We start from the raw sequence: 20146 nt of genomic DNA, 5'->3' as shown, positions 1-20146 counted from the left end.
AAAAAAACAACAATAATATATCATGCATCAATACTTCTACGCCATTCATTTATTTGTAAACCGACGAAAATCGCTATCGGTTTTTTTGGCTGTTTTGATGCTTTTGATTTTCGGATTTTTTGCTTCTCAAATTAAGTTCGAAGAAGACATCACCAAACTTATCCCCACAAACGATAAAGCAGATGCCACAGCAAAAGTTTTAAAACAATTAAACTTTGCCGACAAAACAACCGTAATTTTCAACCTCGAAAAAAATGGTTCTGAAGATAATTTAAAAGAAATGGCAGCTGTATTTTCAGACAGCGTTTCTAAATCCTGTAAACCTTATATAACCGGAATCCAGGGAAAAATAGACGAAGAAAACATTCAGGAAACTATTGATTTTGTTTACCATAATCTGCCTCTTTTTCTGGATACTCAAGATTATAATACTATTCAAAAAAAGCTGCAAAAAGACAGCATTACCGCAACCGTTCAGGGAAATTACAAATCGATTATTTCGCCATCAGGTTTTATTACCAAAGATTTTATTCTGCAGGATCCGCTTGGGATTTCATTTATCGCCTTAAAAAAATTGCAGCAATTAAATATTGGCGATGACTTTACGCTCGATAACGGTTTTGTAATGACAAAAGACAAAAAGAAATTACTATTATTTTTAACTTCTGATATTTCGTCAAGTGAAACTGAAAAAAACACACTTTTTGCCGAAAAACTAAAATCAATCCAGGAAAATTTAAATACTCAGTTTAAAGGCAAAACTTCTGTAAGTTATTTTGGTTCGGCATTAATTGCGGCCGCAAATGCAAAACAAATTAAAAGCGATATAGTTTTAACAACATCAATTGCGATGTTTACGTTAATGCTGATCCTGATTTTGTTTTACAGAAAAATATTGATTCCGTTAATTATTTTCCTGCCAACCGTTTTTGGAGCTTTGTTTGCCGTTGCGTTTTTATATTTTGTAAAAGAACAGATTTCTGCAATTTCCCTCGGAATCGGTTCTATTTTATTAGGAATCACAATCGATTATTCGCTTCACATTCTTACGCATTACAAGCACAACAGCGATATCAAAACGTTGTATAAAGATATTACGATGCCGGTAATTATGAGCAGTTCCACAACAGCTGTTGCTTTTTTATGTCTGCTTTTTGTAAAGTCTGATGCGTTAAATGATCTCGGAATTTTTGCTGCCGTAATTGTTATGGCAACCGGAATTTTTTCTCTTTTGATTGTACCGCATTTGTATAGACCAAAAGAAAACAATTTCGAACACAAAAAAAATGTGATCGATAAACTCGCGCATTTTTCATTTCACAACAATAAGTTCCTAATTGGTTTTTGCGTTATCATAACCATTATTTGCTGTTTTACTTATAATAATGTTGGTTTTAATAACGATTTGTCGCAGCTAAATTTTGTTCCGAAAGACATTAAGGCGGCTGAAAAACAATTGGAAGAAAGCACAAGCCTGACTTCAAAAACCATTTATGTTGCGTCGTACGGAAAAAGCATGCAAGAAGTTTTGCAAAACAACTCTAAACTATTTTACGATTTATCCAGAGAAAAACAACAAAACAAAATATTGAATTTCAGCTCGGTTGGAGGTATTGTTCTTTCACAAAAACAACAAGAAGAAAAAATTCAAAAATGGAATTTATTCTGGACTTCAGAAACCAAACAATATTTAAAATCACAACTAATTGCCGAAGGTTCCAAACTCGGCTTTAAGCCAACCACTTATTCACTGTTTTTTGATCATTTAGATTTTGATTTCAAACCTATTTCTACTGAAGATTATTTAAAAATTCAGGCACTGCAATTAAAAGAATTTATAACCGAAAAAAACGGTTTTTATACGATTTCAACCTTAGTAAAAGTAACTCCTGAACAGCGCGATAATTTTGTAAAATCGGCTTCCGCCAAAGAAAATCTAATTGCGATCGACCGCCAGCAGATGAACGAAACGTTTTTCAGCACTTTAAAAACCGATTTTAATTCGCTTGTAAATTATTCTTTCGTAGCCGTAATCCTGATTTTATTTTTCTTTTTCAGAAGAATAGAATTGGTAATCATCAGTTGTATTCCCATTGCTTTAACGGGAATTGTAACGGCAGGAATTATGGGAATATTTGGTATTCAAATGAATATTTTCAGCATGATTGTCTGCACTTTGATTTTTGGGCACGGCGTCGATTTTAGTATTTTCATGACCAGCGCTTTACAAAAAGAATATTCAACCGGAAAAAACGAAATTGCCATTTACAGGACATCCATTATTTTGGCAGTTATTACAACCATTTTAGGAATTGGAGCGATGATTTTTGCCAAGCATCCGGCTTTAAGATCGATTTCGTCCGTTTCGTTAATTGGAGTTTTTGCCGCTTTAATTATTACGTTTATTTTTTATCCAATTCTGTTTAAATTATTTCTTTCAAACAGACCAAAGAAAGGAAACCCTCCTTTCCAGCTTCGTACATTTATTCATGGTGTAATTTCATTTTTCTATTACGGTATGGGCGGTATTATAATGTCTATTTTCAGTTTTACCATTATGCCGATTATACCGCTTAGTGAAAAAACAAAAATGAAAGCTTTTAGATATGTGATTTCAAAATTCATGAAATCGGTTTTATATTCAAATCCGTTTATACATAAAAAAGTCGTTAATAATTTTAATGAAACGTTCGAAAAACCAGCCATTATTATTGCCAACCATTCTTCTTTTTTAGACATTCTGGCAATTGGAATGCTGAGTCCAAAAATCATTTTTCTGGTAAGTGACTGGGTTTACAACTCTCCTATTTTTGGAGGTGTTGTTCGAAAAGCGGGCTTTTATCCGGTTTCTGAAGGTCTGGAAGGCGGTGTTGAACATTTGCGTAAAAAAGTAAGCGAAGGCTATTCGCTGATGGTTTTTCCGGAAGGAACACGTTCAGAAAACAATGTGATCAAACGATTCCATAAAGGCGCTTTTTTTCTTGCAGAAGAATTTAATCTGGATATAATTCCGGTGGTTATTCATGGCGCTTCAGAGTTAATTCCAAAAGGTGATTTTGTCATTCATCGGGGTAATTTAACCCTTACTATTTTAGAAAGAATTGCTCCTGATAATCCTTTATTCGGAAATAATTACGCTGACAGAACCAAACAAATAAGTTCCTTTTTTAAAGCCGAATATCATAAAATACGCAAGCAGCTGGAAGGTCCGGATTATTTCAAAAATATGCTGATTGCCAGTTACGATTACAAAGAAATTGAAATTGGAAACAGCGTAAAAAAAGATTTAAAACAAAACCTGGAAACCTATTTCAATTTAAATAAATACATTAATTCAAAAGCTAAAATTTTACATCTTGCCAATGATTACGGTCAGCTGGATGTTTTATTGACGCTGCAGGAACCACAACGAAAAATAGTTTCTTTTATAAACGATGAAGAAAAATTATCTGTTGCCAAAACAAATTATTTTTTAAAGAAAAGAAAAATAAATTATGTCGATCAATTAGAATCGGCGATTGAAAACCAATTTGAAATTTTGATTATTTCTGACGAAAGTTATAAGGCTGATCTGGATAAAATTGTTTCTAATTCTATTTCTGTAATCTTGGTTAATTGCGCGGATTTAAAAACCAAAGTAATTGATTTTGGTTTCGAAATAATTTCAGAAGAAAATGCAATACTTGTTTTAAACAAAAATAAATGAAAGAGCATTACGACGTAGTGATTGTGGGCAGCGGTTTGGGCGGATTGGTTTCGTCTATAATTTTGGCTAAAGAAGGCTACAGCGTTTGTGTGCTCGAAAAAAACAATCAATACGGAGGGAATCTGCAGACATTCGTTCGTGATAAAACTATTTTTGACACTGGTATTCATTATATAGGCGGTTTAGACAAAGACGAAAATCTCTATAAATATTTCAAATATATCGGGATTATGGATCATCTAAATTTGAAAAAATTAGATGAAAACTGCTACGATATGATTTCTTTTGAAGACGACAGAAACGAATATCCTCATGCGCAGGGATATGAAAATTTTGCCCGACAACTGACTGTTTTTTTTCCTGATGAAAAAGCAAATATTGAAAAATACTGCGAAAAACTAAAAACAATCTGCGATGCTTTTCCGCTTTATAATTTAAACTGGGAAGGGAAATATGATAACGAAATTCTGGCGCTCAACGCAAAAGAAACCATCGACGAATTTACTCAAAATGAAAAACTGAAAGCAGTACTTGCAGGTTCAAATTTTCTATACGCCGGTATTCCTGATAAATCACCCTTTTATGTACACGCCCTTTCGGTAAACTCCTATATTCAAAGCTCATGGCGCTGCATTAACGGCGGCAGCCAGATTACCAAACAGCTTTTGAAACAACTCAAAAAATATGGCGGCGAATTTTATAAATATAAAGAAGTAACCCGTTTTAATGTTGTAGATAATAAAGTTGATTCTGTTGAATTAAAAGACGGAACCAACGTTTTTGGCTCCATGTTTATTTCGAATATTGAACCCAAAACAACCCTGAAAATGGCTGGTGAGGAGAACTTTAGAAAAGCATTTGTCAATAGAGTTCAAAGCCTTGAAGGCGTCATTTCGGCTTTTAGTTTGTATATCGTTTTTAAACCGGAGACTTTTAAATACATTAACCATAATTTCTATCATTTCAAGAAAAGCACCGAAGTCTGGACTGCACATGAATATGACGAAGATTCATGGCCAAAAGGTTTTATGGCTTCGATGAACGCCTCAAAAAAAGAAGAAATCTGGGCAGAAGGAATGACGTTTATTACCTACATGAAATATGAAGATGTTACTCCCTGGATTGATACTTTTAATACAACTGCCCAAGAAAGCGATCGAGGCGAAAGCTATGATGAATTTAAATCAAGAAAAGCAGCAAAGTTTTTAGACGAAATAGAAATTAAATTTCCCGGAATTAAAAACTGTATAAAATCGATTCATACTTCTACACCGCTTTCATATCGGGATTATATTGGCGGTTACAACGGAAATATGTACGGATATGTTAAAGATTCTAATAATCCGATGAAAACTTTAATTCCGGCAAAAACAAAATTAGATAATTTGTATCTTACGGGCCAAAGTATAAACATGCATGGTGTACTAGGCGTAACAATTGGCGCCGTTTCTACCTGCTCTGAAATTATTGGTAAAGAATATCTGGTTACCAAAATTAATAAGGAATGTGAATAAAAAATCATGAAAAACCGAGTCTTTCTTTTTTTATTTATCGGTTTTATCCTCTTGTTTGTTTCTTGCGGAACATCAAAATCAATGCATCATAAGCCTGATATTTCAAGCTATAATTCTTCAAAACCTGTCGTTACAAAAAAATCTGATTCAGTTTTTATATCAGGAAATAATTCTCTTTTAAAAAACAAACAAGGGCTTTGGGAATTGTATGCCGAAGGCGATCCGCTTGAAATTGGTTTAAACACCGGCGCTTTGACCGATTCGCTTTTAAAAAGACAGCAAAAGATTTTCTTCTCCAAAATCAAAGATTTAATTCCGTCCAATTTTGAGCAAAAAATGCTCCGTCACTTTCTAAAATGGTACAACCGAAAATTGTATCTGAATGTTCCCGAAGAATATCAAACCGAAATTTTTGGCGTTTCAGAATACACTTCGCACGAATTTGACAATATTGCTCCAAAATACCAGCGCGGTTTGTATTTGCACGCGGCACACGATATTGGTCATGCTTTGCAGGATTTAGCTCTGGTGGGTTGTTCGTCTTTTGCAGCATGGAATGAAAAATCTGAAGATGGAAATTTAATCCTCGGTCGAAATTTTGATTTTTACGTAAATGACGCTTTCGCGGAAAATAAAATCGTTGCGTTTATTAATCCGAAGGAAGGTTACAAATTTATGATGGTTACCTGGCCCGGAATGATTGGCGCTGTTTCCGGAATGAATCAGCAAGGTTTAACGGTAACCATTAATGCTTCAAAATCTAAAATTCCGCTGATTGCCAAAACACCGATTTCGATTTTGACACGTGAAATTTTACAGCATGCCGCAACTATAGACGAAGCTATTTCGATTGCAAAAAAAAGAAAAGTATTTGTTTCTGAATCCATTATGGTGGGAAGTGCAAACGATAATAAAGCCATTTTGATTGAGGTTTCTCCAAAAAAAATGGATGTTTATGAGGTTCCAAACAGTGATCAGTTAATTTGTTCCAATCATTTTCAGGGCGACGCTTTTGCAGCTGATAAACGGAATCAGGAACAAATTGCAAACAGTCATTCTGCATATCGATTTGAAAGAATGCAGGAACTTTTAAAAGAAAATCCAAAAATAAATCCAGAAATTGCCTCTGAAATTCTGCGAAACAAAAATGGATTAAACGATATCCCGCTGGGTTACGGTTCAGAAAAAGCATTGAACCAGTTGATGGCGCATCACGGAATTATTTTTCAGCCTAAAGAAAAACTGGTTTGGGTTTCGGCAAATCCTTATCAGTTGGGCGAATTTGTCTGCTATGATTTAAATTCTGTTTTTAATGAAAGAAAAACCGACAGCCTGGTTTCTTTTCAAAAACAAAATTTAAATATTGCACAAGATCCTTTTTTAAAAACTACTGCTTTTCAACAATATAAAAAATTCAGGATTGAAGATCACAAAATAGATTCGATGCTTGATAAAAAAGAAAATATTTCTACGGAATTCATTCAAAATTACCAATCATTAAACCCTGATTATTGGGTTGTGTATTATAAAGCAGGATTGTACTTTTACCAAATAAAAGAATTTCAAAAGGCGCAGCTTAATTTTGAAAAAGCTTTGGAAAGAGAAATCACTACAGCGCCTGAAAAAGAAAAAATTGAAAAATATTTAAAAAAAATCAAAAGAAAATTACAATGATTCCAGCAATAGAAAAAGGTTCTTTAGAAGAAATTAAAATTTTTCAAGAAAAAAAACTGACTGAGCTTTTAGAATACATAAGTCAAAATTCTCCTTTTTATAAAAGATTATTTGCCGGACAAAATATTGATCTTTCAAAAATTAAAACTCTAGAAGATTTACAACATTTACCTGTAACGACAAAAGAAGATTTACAACAATATAATGATGATTTTGTATGCGTTCCGCAAAATAAAATTATCGACTATGCTTCAACATCCGGAACTTTGGGTGATCCGGTAACTTTTGGTTTAACCGATTCTGACTTAGACCGATTGGCTTATAATGAAGCGATTTCATTTGCCTGCGCCGGAATTTCCGAAGGCGATGTTGTTCAGTTGATGACCACAATTGACCGAAAATTTATGGCTGGACTGGCTTATTTTCTTGGACTTCGAAAATTGAAAGTGGGTGTCATTCGTGTTGGCGCCGGAATTCCGGAAATGCAATGGGATTCCATTTTAAAATACAATCCGAGTTACTTAATTACCGTTCCTTCTTTCTTATTGAAATTAATTGAATACGCTGAAATTCACGGAATCGATTATAATAATTCGAGTATAAAGGGTGCGATTTGCATTGGAGAATCATTAAGAGACCAGGATTTTTCGATGAATACTTTATCAAAAAAAATCACGGATAAATGGAATATTAAGTTATTTTCGACTTATGCTTCTACCGAAATGAGTACGGCTTTTACAGAATGTGAACATGGAAATGGCGGACATCATCATCCGGAATTGATTATCATTGAGGTTTTGGATGAAAATAATCAGCCTGTAAAAAATGGAGAAACCGGCGAACTTACTTTTACCACTTTAGGAATTGAAGCCATGCCGTTGCTGCGTTTTAAAACCGGAGATATTGTGCAGCTTCATAACGAACCTTGTGCGTGTGGAAGAAATACTTTGCGCGTTGGTCCGGTTCTTGGCCGCAAAAAACAAATGATTAAATACAAAGGTACAACGCTTTATCCGCCGGCAATGAACGATGTTTTAAGCGGATTTGATAATATCGAAAATCATATTATTGAAATTTCTACCAACGATTTAGGCACAGATGAAATCGTGATAAAAATCGCCGCAAAAAATCAAACCCCGGAATTTCTTCAGGAAATTAAAGATCACTTTAGAGCTAAATTAAGGGTAACTCCAAAAATAGAATTCGCCTCAAAAGAAGCTTTAAATCCTTTGGTTTTTAACCCAATGAGCCGAAAACCAATTCGCTTTTTTGATTACCGCTAATTTTTTTGAAACCATATAAGTTATGTAAGTTCATTTAAACTTTGAGCATAAAAAATGTGTGGACTTAAATAATCTTTCCAAACTTCTAAGTTTTGAAAAATAACTGCATTGCAATTAAATGAACTTAGATAGCTTATATGGTTTAATTTTAGCTATTTATGCTGATTTAGAATGTTTTGCTATGAATTAAACTAAATGTTGTAATTTTGCAAAAAATTATGAAGATGGTTAAGATTGGCAATATAGAACTACCCGAATTTCCTTTATTACTCGCACCAATGGAAGATGTGAGCGATCCGCCGTTTCGCAGATTATGCAAAGCGCACGGTGCTGACATGATGTATTCTGAATTTATTTCATCAGAAGGATTGATTCGTGATGCTATAAAAAGCCGCATGAAGCTGGATATTTTTGATTATGAACGTCCGGTAGGAATTCAGATTTTTGGAGGCGATGAAGAAGCAATGGAAATGTCGTCTAAAATTGTTTCTACAGTAAAACCAGATTTAGTGGATATTAATTTTGGATGTCCGGTTAAAAAAGTAGTTTGCAAAGGTGCCGGAGCGGGAGTTTTGAAAGATGTCGATTTGATGGTACGTTTGACACAAGCTGTTATTAAAGGAACTGATTTGCCTGTTACGGTAAAAACCCGTTTAGGCTGGGATGAAAACTCAATTAATATTGATGAAGTTGCCGAAAGACTTCAGGATATTGGCGTTCAAGCCTTAACGATTCATGCCAGAACCCGTGCGCAGATGTACAAAGGCCACTCTGACTGGTCGCATATTGCCCGTGTCAAAAACAACCCTAGAATTACAATGCCTATTTTTGGAAACGGCGATATCGACAGTCCTGAAAAAGCATTAAAATATAAAAATGAATACGGAATTGACGGTATCATGATTGGCCGTGCTGCGATTGGTTATCCGTGGATTTTCAATGAAATTAAGCACTATTTTAAAACCGGCGAACACTTACCTGCTCCAACGGTTATTGATCGTGTTGAAGCTGCAAGAAACCATCTAAAATGGTCAATGGAATGGAAAGGCGAGCGCTTGGGAATTGTAGAAATGCGCCGTCATTATACGAACTATTTTAAAGGAATACACTCCTTCAAAGAATTCAAACAAAAATTAGTCACAACTGATGCACCTGAAGATTTATTCGCAATTATGAAAGAAATTGAACAGGTTTATGCAGGATATGAATTTGTTTAAAATTATTATTTTGAATTTTAATAAAGAACTCAACATAAAAAATGCCTTCAATATTGAAGGCATTTTTGTTATGAATTACACTTGAACTCGTTTCCATTTTCCTCTTTTATAGAAAAAGATTCCCGTTAAAGTAATGGCAGTTTCTGCAACTGGTATTGCAATAAAAACTCCGGTTGGTCCCATATTAAAATGCTTAGCCAATACATAAGCCAGCGGAATTTGAAACAACCAAAATCCGAAGAAATTAATTCCGGTTGGTGTCCAGGTATCACCTGCTCCGTTAAAGGTATTGATTAAAACCATCCCAATTCCGTAGAATATAAACCCGATGCTCATAATCTGTAATGCTTCGACTGCAATGCTTTTTACCATTTCATCATTTGTGAAAAATGAAATTATATATTGCCCGAAACATAATGTAATAATCATGATCGAAGCCATAAAAATCACGTTGTACCTTGCTGTGGTATAAACTGATTTTTCGGCGCGTTCAATTTGTTTTGCGCCTAAATTCTGTCCAACCAAAGTCGCAGCGGCATTACTCAATCCCCAAGCCGGAAGAATGAAAAACATCATGATTCGCAAAGCAGTTTGATAACCTGCAGAGCCATGATCACCGCCAGTTGTCGCAACTAATTGTGCCAAGAAAATCCAGCTGCAAGAGGCAATTACAAATTGCAGAATTCCAGGTGCGGCAATTTTAACTAAAGCTTTTATTTGTTTGAAATCCGGTGCGAAATAAGCAATTTTAATTTTTAAAACTCCATTGCCAAAGAACAAATGGTAAACCTGATATAAAACTCCAATGCTTCTTCCTAAAGTAGTTGCCAAAGCTGCACCCACTAATCCAAAAGCAGGAATTGGTCCGAGACCATTAATTAAAATTGGACATAAAATAATATTGCAGATATTGGCAATCCAAAGACTTTTCATGGCGATTGCAGCGTTTCCGGCACCACGAAAAATTCCGTTGATCAGGAATAAAAGCATAATGCATAAACTAGAGCCAATCATAATTTGGGTAAATCGATAACCGTGCTCAGCTGCATCAACAGATGCTCCCATTAGTAAGAGTATATCTTTGGCATAAATAACTCCCAAAATGCTCATTACGCTATTTACGGCAAAGGCAATAATGATCGCCTGCATTCCGGCTTTTGCAGCAGCAACAGGATCTTTTTCTCCAATGCGACGCGCTACAACAGCCGTTGCTGCCATACTCATACCGATAGCCAGGGAATAGATAATGGTTAAAACTGATTCGGTTAAACCAACTGTTTGAATGGCAAAACTGCTATGCTCCAAATGCCCCACAAAATATAAGTCGACTAAAGCAAAAACCGATTCCATCATCATTTCTAAAACCATGGGTATGGCTAATAGGATTACGGCTTTTTTGATGCTTCCGGCAGTATAATCAAATGATTCGTCGCCTTTTAAGGCTTGTTTTAATGTGGTAAAAATTTTAGAAAATAGACTTTTCTTTATATTTGTTTCTGTCATGATATGTTAGGATAAATAATATAATGGTCCAGAAGTATTATCTGGACTAAAAAAATAAAAACGTAAGTATCCTAATTATTGTAGAAATAAAATAGGATTAGGCAGAAACAATCATATGCTGTAGATTTTCAAGGCGGTAAATATAGGTAATATTTTTAAAGAAGAAATATTAATCTAATAACTTTTTACTTACACGACTGCTGGCTATTAATGAAGCCACAAATCCGAGAGATACAATTGTTGCCATTACAATCATCACGTTTTCTAATGTAAAAACTACGGGGTAAGCCAAAGTTGGCGTGATCATAATAAGCTCATATCGCTGTTGCAGAATTACCAAAATAATCCCCAAAGACAGTCCTATCAAACCTCCAAAAATACTCAGTAAAGTTCCCTGAAGTAAAAATATTTTTCGCAGACTATTAATTTCTGTCCCTAGATTAAAAAGGGTTTTCAGATTTCCTTTTTTATCCAAAATCATCATAATTAATGCGCCGACTAAGTTAAAAAGCGCCACAATGATTACGAGTGTAAAGATCAAGTAAACTGCTATATTTTCGGTATTAAGCATTTTATACAAAGACTCATTTAACTGCGCCCTGTTTTTTAAAGTAATTTTATTATGGAATATTTTTTTTAACTGTGTATCTATGAGATTTTCATCTGCATTTTGATGCAGCTTAAATTCAATTCCAGAAATTTGATTGGGTTTGTACATCAACAATTCCTGAGTCAAACCTAAATCGGCAAAGACATATTTTGAATCTAAATCTTCACTTATAGAATAAATTCCGACCGGAAGAACATCGGTTTTGTTAAAGGCTTCTTCCGGATTTTCGATGGCGCCTTTTCCGGGTTTTGGAGCGAATATTTGCAATGGGTTTTCAAAATCAAGAATACCCAGCGAAAAGTCCTGCGCCATTCCGTACCCAATAACAACCTGATAGGAATCCGGTTTTAGCCATTGGCCGTTAAAAAGTTTGACTTTGATATCATTAACAACAGGATAAACGCTGTCAACTCCTTTTAAATAAGTAACGTGCTGCTTGTCTTTAAATAAAAACAAAACACGCTCTTCGATAATTTTGGTATACGACGCAACGCCGTTTATTTTTTTGATCTGGTTTTCCTGTTCCGGTGAAATTAAAAATGATTTTCCGAGTGTACTGGTCATCTTTAAATCAGGGTCAATTTCGTTTGTAAACGAAAGACTAAAAACTTTTAATCCGCTAAAAACAGATAAAACCACAAACAAAGCCATTGTACCAACAATGATTCCCATGCTGGCAATGCGATTGATGATATTGATAGCGTTATTTTTACTTCGGCTAAAAATATAACGTTTGGCTATGTAAAGGGGGAAATTCAATTTACGATTTTCTTCTTTTTTCTAAAAGATCACGATTTTCTATAGGGTTTTCTCTGTTTGCAAGCGCATTGTCTATTTTTTCGATATAATCTAATGAGTCATCGATAAAGAAAACCAAATTAGGTACACGACGTAATTGCAAACGAACACGCTGCGATAAATCATGCTTAATTAAAGTAGTATTTGATTTAATTCCTTTTAAAGTTTCCTGTGCTTTCTCTTGAGGGAAAATGCTTAAATATACGGTTGCTACAGATAAATCTGAAGTCACGCTAACTTTGGATACCGAAATTACTAAATTGTTAATTCCGTTTTTTCTCACTTCACCCTGTAAAATATCAACCAGATCTTTTTGGATGACACTTCCTATTTTTTTCTGTCTATTTGTTTCCATAGTGCAAAAATAGTATTTTTAAATTCAATCGCTGCAATTTCACATTCAACAATTGCAATCGCAATAAAAAAGGGAGCTAAATAGCTCCCTTTTTTATTATCTGTTTTGCAACCATCCCTCCGGATTCATCGTTGTTATATTTTGTTGAATTAAAAATTTAATGACTGTTTTTCCGGTATCTCCATTCGTTCTAACTTTCCCGATATTCTGTTTAAAGCTTACCTTATCTCCTTCACTTACAGAAACTGAACTAAGGTTTTGATAAACTGTAAAGTAATTTCCATGTCTAATCATTACCACTTTGTTTACACCAATAACCATTACCGTAGAAACTACACCTTCAAATACGGCACGTGCACTTGCTCCTTGCTCTGTAGTAATTTCAATTCCAGAATTATGAATTGTAAGGTCCGGATAAAGCGGATGTGACTGATTTCCATATTTTAAGGAAATAAATCCTTTTTCTACCGGCCAAGGCAGTTTTCCTTGGTTTGATTTAAAATCAGCCGCTAAAATTTTACCTTCTGGGGTTAATGCAATTCTATCTGATGAATAACTTTTAGGTGCTGCTGCCTCCGCTTTTTCTGCTTCGGTAGCTTTTCCTTCAGCAATTCTTTTTTTTCTTTCTTCTGCTGCTTTTCTATTTGCTTCGGCAATTGCCTCACGAATTAAACGATCAATTTGTCTGTCAATTCTTTTCGATTCTGCCTTTTTGTTTTTTATATCTGCAGCAATCTTGTTTTTATCTTTTTTGATAGCGTTAACAAGCTTTTGCTGTTCCTTTTTCTCTACTTCTAAGCTTTGTTTTTCTTTTTGATTCTCAGCAATAATTTTCTTCTTAACCTGTCTTTGTCCGTCTAATTTTGCATTATAATCTACTAATTCTGCTGTTTTAGACTGAATTTCCAAACCTTGGTTTTTTCTAAAATTAGTATACTGTTTTAGATATTGCGCTCTTTTATAGGCTTGTAAAAAGCTCTCTGAAGAAAGAATAAACATTGCCCTGCTTTGCTCTGAACGGCTTTTATACGATTTCAAGATCATTTTTGCATAATCTTCCTTTAAAACCGCCAATTCCTTTTTTAGTTTATTAACCTTAACTTGATTAATATACATATCGTTGCTCAGGATTTTTTCCTGTTTTGCAGTTGTATTGATCAGTTTCTCTTTAAGTTTAATTTTATTGGCCTGAATTAAATATTCATTTACAGCTGATTTTTCTTTTTTTCTTACAGACTGAAGCATTCTTTCATTGTCTTTAATTTCCTGAAGAATCTGCGCTTTACGCTGTTCAAGTTTTTCTTGCTGTGAATCCTGCGCCCACATAAAAGTAGTGGCACAAACAAAAATTAGGCTTAGGAGAAATTTTGGCATCTTTCTATGTTTCTTTATTGCAAATTTACTTAATTAAAACTTTCTTATAACCGCTTGGTACGCTATACGGAAAAGAAAGTTCCTCATTAAACGAAATATTATTGTAGTTCAAATTAATATTAGTTGTTCCTTTTGGCTGGGCAGCATTAATTTCAATCGACGTTGGAATGGTTCCATGATTGAAAGTTTTTGAATCAGAATATTTGATTTCTAATTTTCTGTTTTCAGATGGCTGCGTAATCTCTTCTTTTTGTACCAGATATTTTTCAGGATCTAAATAAAAAGCTTTCTTAATATTTTCATCTTTTTCATCCTCTAAACGGAAAAGATTTTCAACGATTGTTTGTGTGTAATCGCCTTTTCTTAAATCGTCAAAAGCTTCTCCAACCAATAGATTTTGAACTTTACTATAATCCAGTTCCGTTCCCAGCCATTTGCTTAAACTGCTGAAATCGCCTTCATAATAAGTACTGCTTATTTTTTCGTAATAACTTACAGCTGTTGGTGTTATTAAAGCTTTTGCCATTGTGATTCCCAAAAATCTAACACTTATTAAAATCTGTTTGTCTTTTTCGATCCTTATTTCAGCGGTAACATTTTGACTTTGTTTATCATCAACATACTTTGCGCTTGCTTTAATATATAAAGTCGAAAAATCTAATTTATTTTCGTAGTGTTTCTCTATGGCTTTCTTGTCTTTTTTAGCGACAACTTCGGTAGTATTGTTGTTCTTAACAGCAACTGCTTTTGATTTACATGAAATCACAAAAACCGACAGCACTAGTATTGCAATATATTTTTTCATCTTTACTCCTTATTTCTTTTGTTTTAATACCTCATTTGCTTTCAAAAAGTATTCCTCTTTTTTCTTAGCATCTCCTAATCCATTATATGCCTCTCCTAGCTGAATATTAAAATTTGCTTCTAATTTTTTATCATCAACAACATAATCAAGCCCCATTTCTAAAACGGTTTTTGCATTCTTAAATTGCTGCAGCTGGTTACTTCCCAAACCTGCATAATAATAAAATTGAGGCTGACTTGGATAAATCTCAATCATACTCATGGCTCTTTTCGTCATTGGGGCAAATTGTTTTGCCTGCGTATAAGCTTCAAGCAAAAGCAAATTAGTTTCACGATCTGTATCTGAATTGGCCGCTAAATCTTTTTCATAATATTTAATAGCATTTTCAAACTGGCCTTTGCTATGGTAAAATTTTCCTATTTCCCTGGCAACGTCAACATCTTTATCATTGTCAAAATAAGAAATCGCTTTTTCTAAATCTGGCGCGTACTGCGGATTTTTATTTACATAAATCAAAAACTCATTTAAGGTGCGGTGTTTTATTTTCGAATCAATTTTTGAACTTGATAAAATAACATTCATCGCCTTAATGGCTTTATCAGCCTGATTTGCATCTAAATAACTTTTGAACAAACTTACTTGTCCCCATTCAGAATTTGGAATTTCTTTTGCCAGTTGTTTGGCAACATCCAAAGCTTTATCTGTTTCCTCTGATTTTGAATATAAAAAAATCAGATTGACATAATTTGATTCTTCTTTCGGATTCTTTTTTATCTGTTCTATCAGATTTGAAATTTCGGCATTTTGATATTTTCCCTGAGATAAAATCTGCATTTTGTAACGATCACGATCTTCCGATTTTCCGAACTTATCGTTCATTTCATTAATCGTTATAAGTGCTTTATCGTATTGATTTGTAATCATGTATAACGATATTAAATCGTCTTTATATTCTTCATCAAAAACAATAATTTTCTGAATTGTTTCTATCGCCAGCGGATAATTCTTGGTTTCGTAACTTACATCGTAAATTCCTAACCAATACCATTTATTTTTTGGATTTAATTGTGTGGCTTTTTCAAATGCATTTTGGGCATTTTGATATTCTTTTAGAGCCAGGTAGTTTTTTCCAACTTCAAAATAAGCAACTGCATCCGAAGGTTTTAGTTTAATACACTTTTCTAAAGATGCAATCGCTTTATCGTAATTTTCGATTCCTTTTTGTTTCAAAGATTCATAGAAAGCATCTTGATATTCATCTGGAGCCAAGGCAATATCTTCCGGTTCGGTTTGTGCAAAAACCGAAGCTGAGCCGCCAAGCAAAGCAAAAAATAAAATTATCAAAATACCTTTTTTCATCTTTCTTCTATGATTTCGTTTATAAGAAACCGAATCTGTCCTTTATTCTAAAACTGAATAATCTCCTATACTAATACTTGAGAACTTTCCATCATAACTAACATGATTTCCGATCATTGCATTATCTAAGTTAGCATTTTTTATTTGAGAATAAGTCTGTATTAAGCTATTTTTAATAGAACTGTCTGTTACATGACATCCTTTTCCTATCGAAACATTTGGACCAACGGTTGTATTTTTCAATACTACATTTTCACCTATATAACATGGCGGAATAATGGTTGAATTTTCTAAGACAACATCATAATCAACTAAATGTTCGCCGTCGTTGTGCAGGAATCCCAGCATTCTACTGTTGGTTTCAACCGTAACATCTTTGTTTCCGCAGTCCATCCATTCGTCAACGCTTCCGGTTTTAAAAACTTTACCGTTTGCCATCATGGCTTTGATTCCGTCGTTGATTTGGTATTCGCCGCCGTTTTGAATATTGTTATCTAAAACACCTTGAAGTTCTTTTTTTAAATCGCCCACTTCCTTGAAATAGTAAATTCCGATAACGGCTAAATCACTTACAAACTCTTTTGGTTTTTCAACCAATTCTATAATTTCGTTATTCTGGTTTAATTTTACAACACCAAAAGCTTCCGGCTGATCAACTTGTTTTACCCAGATTACAGCGTCTGCAGATGGATCAAGTTCAAAGTCGGCTCTGATTAAAGTATCCGCGTAAGCGATAACCGCTGGTCCTGACAAAGATTCTTTTGCACACATAATAGCGTGACCTGTTCCTAAAGGTAAATCCTGACGATAAATTGATGCTTTTGCTCCTAATCCTTTTGCTAATTCTTCTAAACTGGCAACAAGATCAGCTCCAAAAAAAGCTTCATCTCCAAGAATAAAAGCAACTTCTTCAATTGGTTCTTTTAATATTTTAGCAATATCTTCTACTAAACGATGCACGATTGATTTTCCTGCCACCGGAATTAATGGTTTTGGAACTGTTAAAGTATGAGGACGAAGTCTTGATCCGCGACCCGCCATTGGAACGATTATTTTCATCTAATATCTATTTTTATGGGAAGATTTTAAATCTTCAGTTTGGTTAGTTCAACTTTTAATTTTTAAAATACACGAAGAGATTATATTACTGCAACTGAAAAACTACTTAACACCTGTACTTCCAAATCCGCCTTCTCCTCTTGATGTTTCAGTAAGTTCCGCAACTTCTATCCACTCTGCTCTTTCGTGTTTAGCAATAATTAACTGCGCAATTCTTTCTCCGTTTTCGATTACAAATTCTTCATTTGATAAATTGACCAAAATCACTCCTATTTCACCTCTATAATCAGCATCGACAGTTCCCGGAGAATTTAAAACTGTTACTCCTTTTTTTGCCGCTAAACCGCTTCTTGGTCTTACCTGTGCTTCGTAACCAATTGGTAATTCTATAAAAAGTCCCGTTTTTACAATTGTTCTTTCCAAAGGTTTTAACGTAATTGGTTCTGTAATATTGGCACGCAAGTCCATTCCTGCAGAAGCTATAGTTTCGTAATTTGGTAAATCGTGTTGTGATTTATTGATAATTTGTATTTTCATTTTTATTATAAAAAGATTAAAAAAGCACTTTTACTTTCTATTCATTATTCCTTTGATTGTGTCTTTTTCATTGTGATAAACAAAGTACATGAAGCCTAATAATAACGGAATTCCAACAAAATAATTTTCTCTAAATCCATAAAATGAGATAGCCGAAAATAAAATTGAAATTCCTAAATAAGCCGAAATTTTATTCATGTCGTAAGGAATTGGGTAATATCTATTTCCTAAAACATACGATATTAACATCATACTTCCGTAAGCAGAAATGGTTGCGATTGCAGAACCGTAATAACTGTATTTTGGAATTAAAAGGTAGTTTAAAACCAAGGTAACAATTGCGCCGACAATTGAAATGTACGCCCCAATTTTTGTTTTGTCTGTAAGTTTATACCAAACCGATAAGTTGTTATAAATCCCTAAAAAGAAATTTGCCAAAATAATTAGCGGTACTACTTTCATGGCTTCCCAATATGATTTATTGTCTAGCAAAAGATATTTTAAAAGGTCTGCAAAAACGATAACTCCTAATAAAATAAGAGAACCTAAAATCACGAAATATTTTGTAATCACAGCATACGTCTGTGGTGCATTTTCATTTTTTGCATGACTGAAAAAGAAGGGTTCTATTCCTAGTCTGAAAGCTGTTGCAAATAAAACCATAAATAATCCAAGTTTGTAACAGGCTGAATAGGCACCAACTTCGGATTTTGCCAGATTTTCAGGCAGTAAATATCCTAATAAGATTTTATCGAAATGCTCGTTAACTGCAAATGCGAGTCCGGCCACTAAAATTGGAAGACCATATTTCATCATTTTTTTCCAAAGTACAGGATCGAATTTTCGCCCAAGCGAAAGATAATTTGGAGAAAGTACAATGAATGTTGCTAAACTTGCCAGTAAATTGGCAATGAAAATATAAGCAATCTGGAAATTTTCTACATATAAATTATCCCAAACAGAGTTTGGATTTGAAGCGGCCAGTTTTGGCAGATAGATTAAAAAGAAAATGTTGAGCAGCAAGTTAATAATCACATTTCCAATTTTAATTGCCGCATAAACCATCGGGCGCTGGTTTGCTCTTAATTTTGAGAATGGCACTAAAACCAAGGCATCCAAAACTAATATCCAAACGGAATAGGTAATATACTGCGCATCAACTTCGGCCCAGCTGGCTAAAGTATTTCTAAAAATCAAGGCTGCAAATAAGAAACCTATTGAAGACCAAAATATTGATATTGTAGAAGTTGCGATAACATTTTTCTTGTCTTCTTCAGCACTGTAAAATCTAAAAAATGCCGTCTCCATTCCATAAGAAAGCACTACATTAAAGAAAACCATCCAAGACAAAACGATCGAAACTTCGCCGTATTCGGCTGTAGGCAAAATACCTGTATATAATCTGACCAATAAAAAACTAAGCATTCGTGGTAAAACGGTTGCCAGTCCATAAATTGCAGTTTGTTTGAATAGATTTTTATATAATCCCAAAATAATTAGTAATAAAGTTCGGAAAACAAAAATAACCAATTCTTTGGTTTTATTAGTGCTTTTAAAGATTCAATAAAAAAACTTACTAAGAAATTTATTGGGTTAATTTATTTTCGTCCAAAACTTTCACAAAATGAAAACCTTTGGGACCATAACCCTGGTTATAATAAAAACGATGTGCTCCAAAATTTCCTGTAAAAGCATCCAGAACAATACTGCTGCAGCCCAAATCAAGTGCTTTTTGTTCGATATAATCTGTTAGTATTTTTCCAATTCCTTTTGAACGATGTTCCGGATGAACCACAAAATTGTCTATTTCGAGATATTTACCAGTCCATAATTTTGTCGCAGACCAACAGCCGGTAATGCCTAAACAAACTTCGTTTTCAAAAACGGCAATTTGTATATAGTTATGAGGAATCATTTCAGCTAAAAATGATTGGTATTTTTCGATAGTAATATTGGGATAAAGAAATCTCATTGTACTAATTTGTGACAACATTTCTTCAATCGTAGTAAGTTCGCGTGTTTGTAAAGTCATTGTAAAAGAAATAGATACCAAAAATAATTAAAATTTTCATGGCTCTTATATAATTAACAGGAGACTGACATGTGAAATATATAAATTTAAGTTAAAAATTATATAACTTTTTTTAGACAGTGTTTTCTTAAATTTGTTTCACAGGGATTGAGAAAGCTAGATACAACCCTTATAAAAAAGGAAGCACTGGGACTGATAAAGCTTGTTTGTTCCCATAAAAGACAAAGCATAAGGGATTGATTCTGCTGTATTGTAACCCTAAAAAAACAGAGCACTGGGACTAATAAAGCTAGTTTGTTCCCATAAAAGACAAAGCACAG

The 20146-nt window shown here is 33.9% G+C and carries 15 protein-coding genes; 5 read left to right on the top strand and 10 right to left on the bottom strand.

Annotated features, from left to right (window positions below; genetic code table 11):
• The first annotated feature begins 22 nt into the window (after positions 1-22).
• The 5 genes from BKM63_RS06400 (at position 23) to dusB (ending at position 9394) form a co-directional block, all read left to right on the top strand.
• Positions 23-3706: a 1-acyl-sn-glycerol-3-phosphate acyltransferase gene (locus BKM63_RS06400; RefSeq protein WP_071635799.1), complete on the top strand. Its 3684-nt coding sequence runs from the start codon at positions 23-25 to the stop codon at positions 3704-3706.
• The gene (locus tag BKM63_RS06395; protein ID WP_071635798.1) at positions 3703-5220 is read left to right on the top strand and encodes a phytoene desaturase family protein; all 1518 of its coding nucleotides are present in this window, start codon (positions 3703-3705) and stop codon (positions 5218-5220) included. The genes BKM63_RS06400 and BKM63_RS06395 overlap by 4 nt, the downstream gene beginning before the upstream one ends.
• A gap of 6 nt (positions 5221-5226) precedes the next feature.
• Positions 5227-6894, top strand: a complete 1668-nt coding sequence (locus BKM63_RS06390; RefSeq protein WP_071635797.1) for a C45 family autoproteolytic acyltransferase/hydolase — start codon at positions 5227-5229, stop codon at positions 6892-6894.
• Entirely contained in the window at positions 6891-8177 is a 1287-nt protein-coding gene (locus tag BKM63_RS06385) for a phenylacetate--CoA ligase family protein (protein WP_071635796.1), read from the top strand. The genes BKM63_RS06390 and BKM63_RS06385 overlap by 4 nt, the downstream gene beginning before the upstream one ends.
• A 224-nt stretch (positions 8178-8401) precedes the next feature.
• Entirely contained in the window at positions 8402-9394 is a 993-nt protein-coding gene (dusB, locus tag BKM63_RS06380; protein ID WP_071635795.1) for a tRNA dihydrouridine synthase DusB, read from the top strand.
• 75 nt (positions 9395-9469) lie between these two features.
• Here the strand turns inward: dusB and BKM63_RS06375 are convergent, their stop codons facing one another.
• The 10 genes from BKM63_RS06375 to BKM63_RS06330 form a co-directional block, all read right to left on the bottom strand.
• The gene (locus tag BKM63_RS06375) at positions 9470-10897 is read right to left on the bottom strand and encodes an MATE family efflux transporter (RefSeq protein WP_071635794.1); all 1428 of its coding nucleotides are present in this window, start codon (positions 10895-10897) and stop codon (positions 9470-9472) included.
• Positions 10898-11066: 169 nt separating this feature from the next.
• Positions 11067-12266 (bottom strand): ABC transporter permease, encoded by a 1200-nt coding sequence (locus tag BKM63_RS06370; RefSeq protein ID WP_071635793.1) that lies wholly within the window; start codon positions 12264-12266, stop codon positions 11067-11069.
• Position 12267: 1 nt separating this feature from the next.
• Complete coding sequence (gene rbfA, locus BKM63_RS06365; protein WP_071635792.1) at positions 12268-12660, bottom strand: 30S ribosome-binding factor RbfA; 393 nt, start codon at positions 12658-12660, stop codon at positions 12268-12270.
• A gap of 96 nt (positions 12661-12756) precedes the next feature.
• Positions 12757-14034: a murein hydrolase activator EnvC family protein gene (locus BKM63_RS06360; RefSeq protein ID WP_071635791.1), complete on the bottom strand. Its 1278-nt coding sequence runs from the start codon at positions 14032-14034 to the stop codon at positions 12757-12759.
• 25 nt (positions 14035-14059) lie between these two features.
• Positions 14060-14839 carry a DUF4292 domain-containing protein gene (locus BKM63_RS06355; protein ID WP_071635790.1) on the bottom strand — a complete coding sequence of 260 codons (780 nt, stop codon included), beginning with the start codon at positions 14837-14839 and terminating at the stop codon, positions 14060-14062.
• A gap of 9 nt (positions 14840-14848) precedes the next feature.
• On the bottom strand, positions 14849-16198 hold the full coding sequence (locus tag BKM63_RS06350; protein WP_071635789.1) for a tetratricopeptide repeat protein: 1350 nt from the start codon (positions 16196-16198) through the stop codon (positions 14849-14851).
• A 42-nt stretch (positions 16199-16240) separates the two neighbouring features.
• The gene (locus tag BKM63_RS06345; RefSeq protein ID WP_071635788.1) at positions 16241-17257 is read right to left on the bottom strand and encodes a sugar phosphate nucleotidyltransferase; all 1017 of its coding nucleotides are present in this window, start codon (positions 17255-17257) and stop codon (positions 16241-16243) included.
• A gap of 102 nt (positions 17258-17359) precedes the next feature.
• Positions 17360-17794 (bottom strand): dUTP diphosphatase, encoded by a 435-nt coding sequence (gene dut / locus BKM63_RS06340; protein WP_071635787.1) that lies wholly within the window; start codon positions 17792-17794, stop codon positions 17360-17362.
• Between the two features lie 30 nt (positions 17795-17824).
• Positions 17825-19285, bottom strand: coding sequence for a lipopolysaccharide biosynthesis protein (locus BKM63_RS06335; RefSeq protein WP_071636307.1), 1461 nt, complete (start codon positions 19283-19285; stop codon positions 17825-17827).
• 94 nt (positions 19286-19379) lie between these two features.
• Entirely contained in the window at positions 19380-19826 is a 447-nt protein-coding gene (locus BKM63_RS06330) for a GNAT family N-acetyltransferase (protein ID WP_071635786.1), read from the bottom strand.
• Positions 19827-20146 lie beyond the last annotated feature (320 nt).

Source organism: Flavobacterium johnsoniae, from assembly GCF_001879205.1.
Lineage (GTDB): Bacteria > Bacteroidota > Bacteroidia > Flavobacteriales > Flavobacteriaceae > Flavobacterium > Flavobacterium johnsoniae_A.
This window is presented reverse-complemented; position numbering and strand designations above follow the sequence as displayed.

What these genes read in the sequence shown, in the direction of transcription:
- BKM63_RS06400 (WP_071635799.1), top strand. Translation starts at nt 23, where the DNA reads ATGCATCAATACTTCTACGCCATTCATTTATTTGTAAACCGACGAAAA.
- BKM63_RS06395 (WP_071635798.1), top strand. Translation starts at nt 3,703, where the DNA reads ATGAAAGAGCATTACGACGTAGTGATTGTGGGCAGCGGTTTGGGCGGA.
- BKM63_RS06390 (WP_071635797.1), top strand. Translation starts at nt 5,227, where the DNA reads ATGAAAAACCGAGTCTTTCTTTTTTTATTTATCGGTTTTATCCTCTTG.
- BKM63_RS06385 (WP_071635796.1), top strand. Translation starts at nt 6,891, where the DNA reads ATGATTCCAGCAATAGAAAAAGGTTCTTTAGAAGAAATTAAAATTTTT.
- dusB (WP_071635795.1), top strand. Translation starts at nt 8,402, where the DNA reads ATGGTTAAGATTGGCAATATAGAACTACCCGAATTTCCTTTATTACTC.
- BKM63_RS06375 (WP_071635794.1), bottom strand. Translation starts at nt 10,897, where the DNA reads ATGACAGAAACAAATATAAAGAAAAGTCTATTTTCTAAAATTTTTACC.
- rbfA (WP_071635792.1), bottom strand. Translation starts at nt 12,660, where the DNA reads ATGGAAACAAATAGACAGAAAAAAATAGGAAGTGTCATCCAAAAAGAT.
- BKM63_RS06360 (WP_071635791.1), bottom strand. Translation starts at nt 14,034, where the DNA reads ATGCCAAAATTTCTCCTAAGCCTAATTTTTGTTTGTGCCACTACTTTT.
- BKM63_RS06355 (WP_071635790.1), bottom strand. Translation starts at nt 14,839, where the DNA reads ATGAAAAAATATATTGCAATACTAGTGCTGTCGGTTTTTGTGATTTCA.
- BKM63_RS06350 (WP_071635789.1), bottom strand. Translation starts at nt 16,198, where the DNA reads ATGAAAAAAGGTATTTTGATAATTTTATTTTTTGCTTTGCTTGGCGGC.
- BKM63_RS06345 (WP_071635788.1), bottom strand. Translation starts at nt 17,257, where the DNA reads ATGAAAATAATCGTTCCAATGGCGGGTCGCGGATCAAGACTTCGTCCT.
- dut (WP_071635787.1), bottom strand. Translation starts at nt 17,794, where the DNA reads ATGAAAATACAAATTATCAATAAATCACAACACGATTTACCAAATTAC.
- BKM63_RS06330 (WP_071635786.1), bottom strand. Translation starts at nt 19,826, where the DNA reads ATGACTTTACAAACACGCGAACTTACTACGATTGAAGAAATGTTGTCA.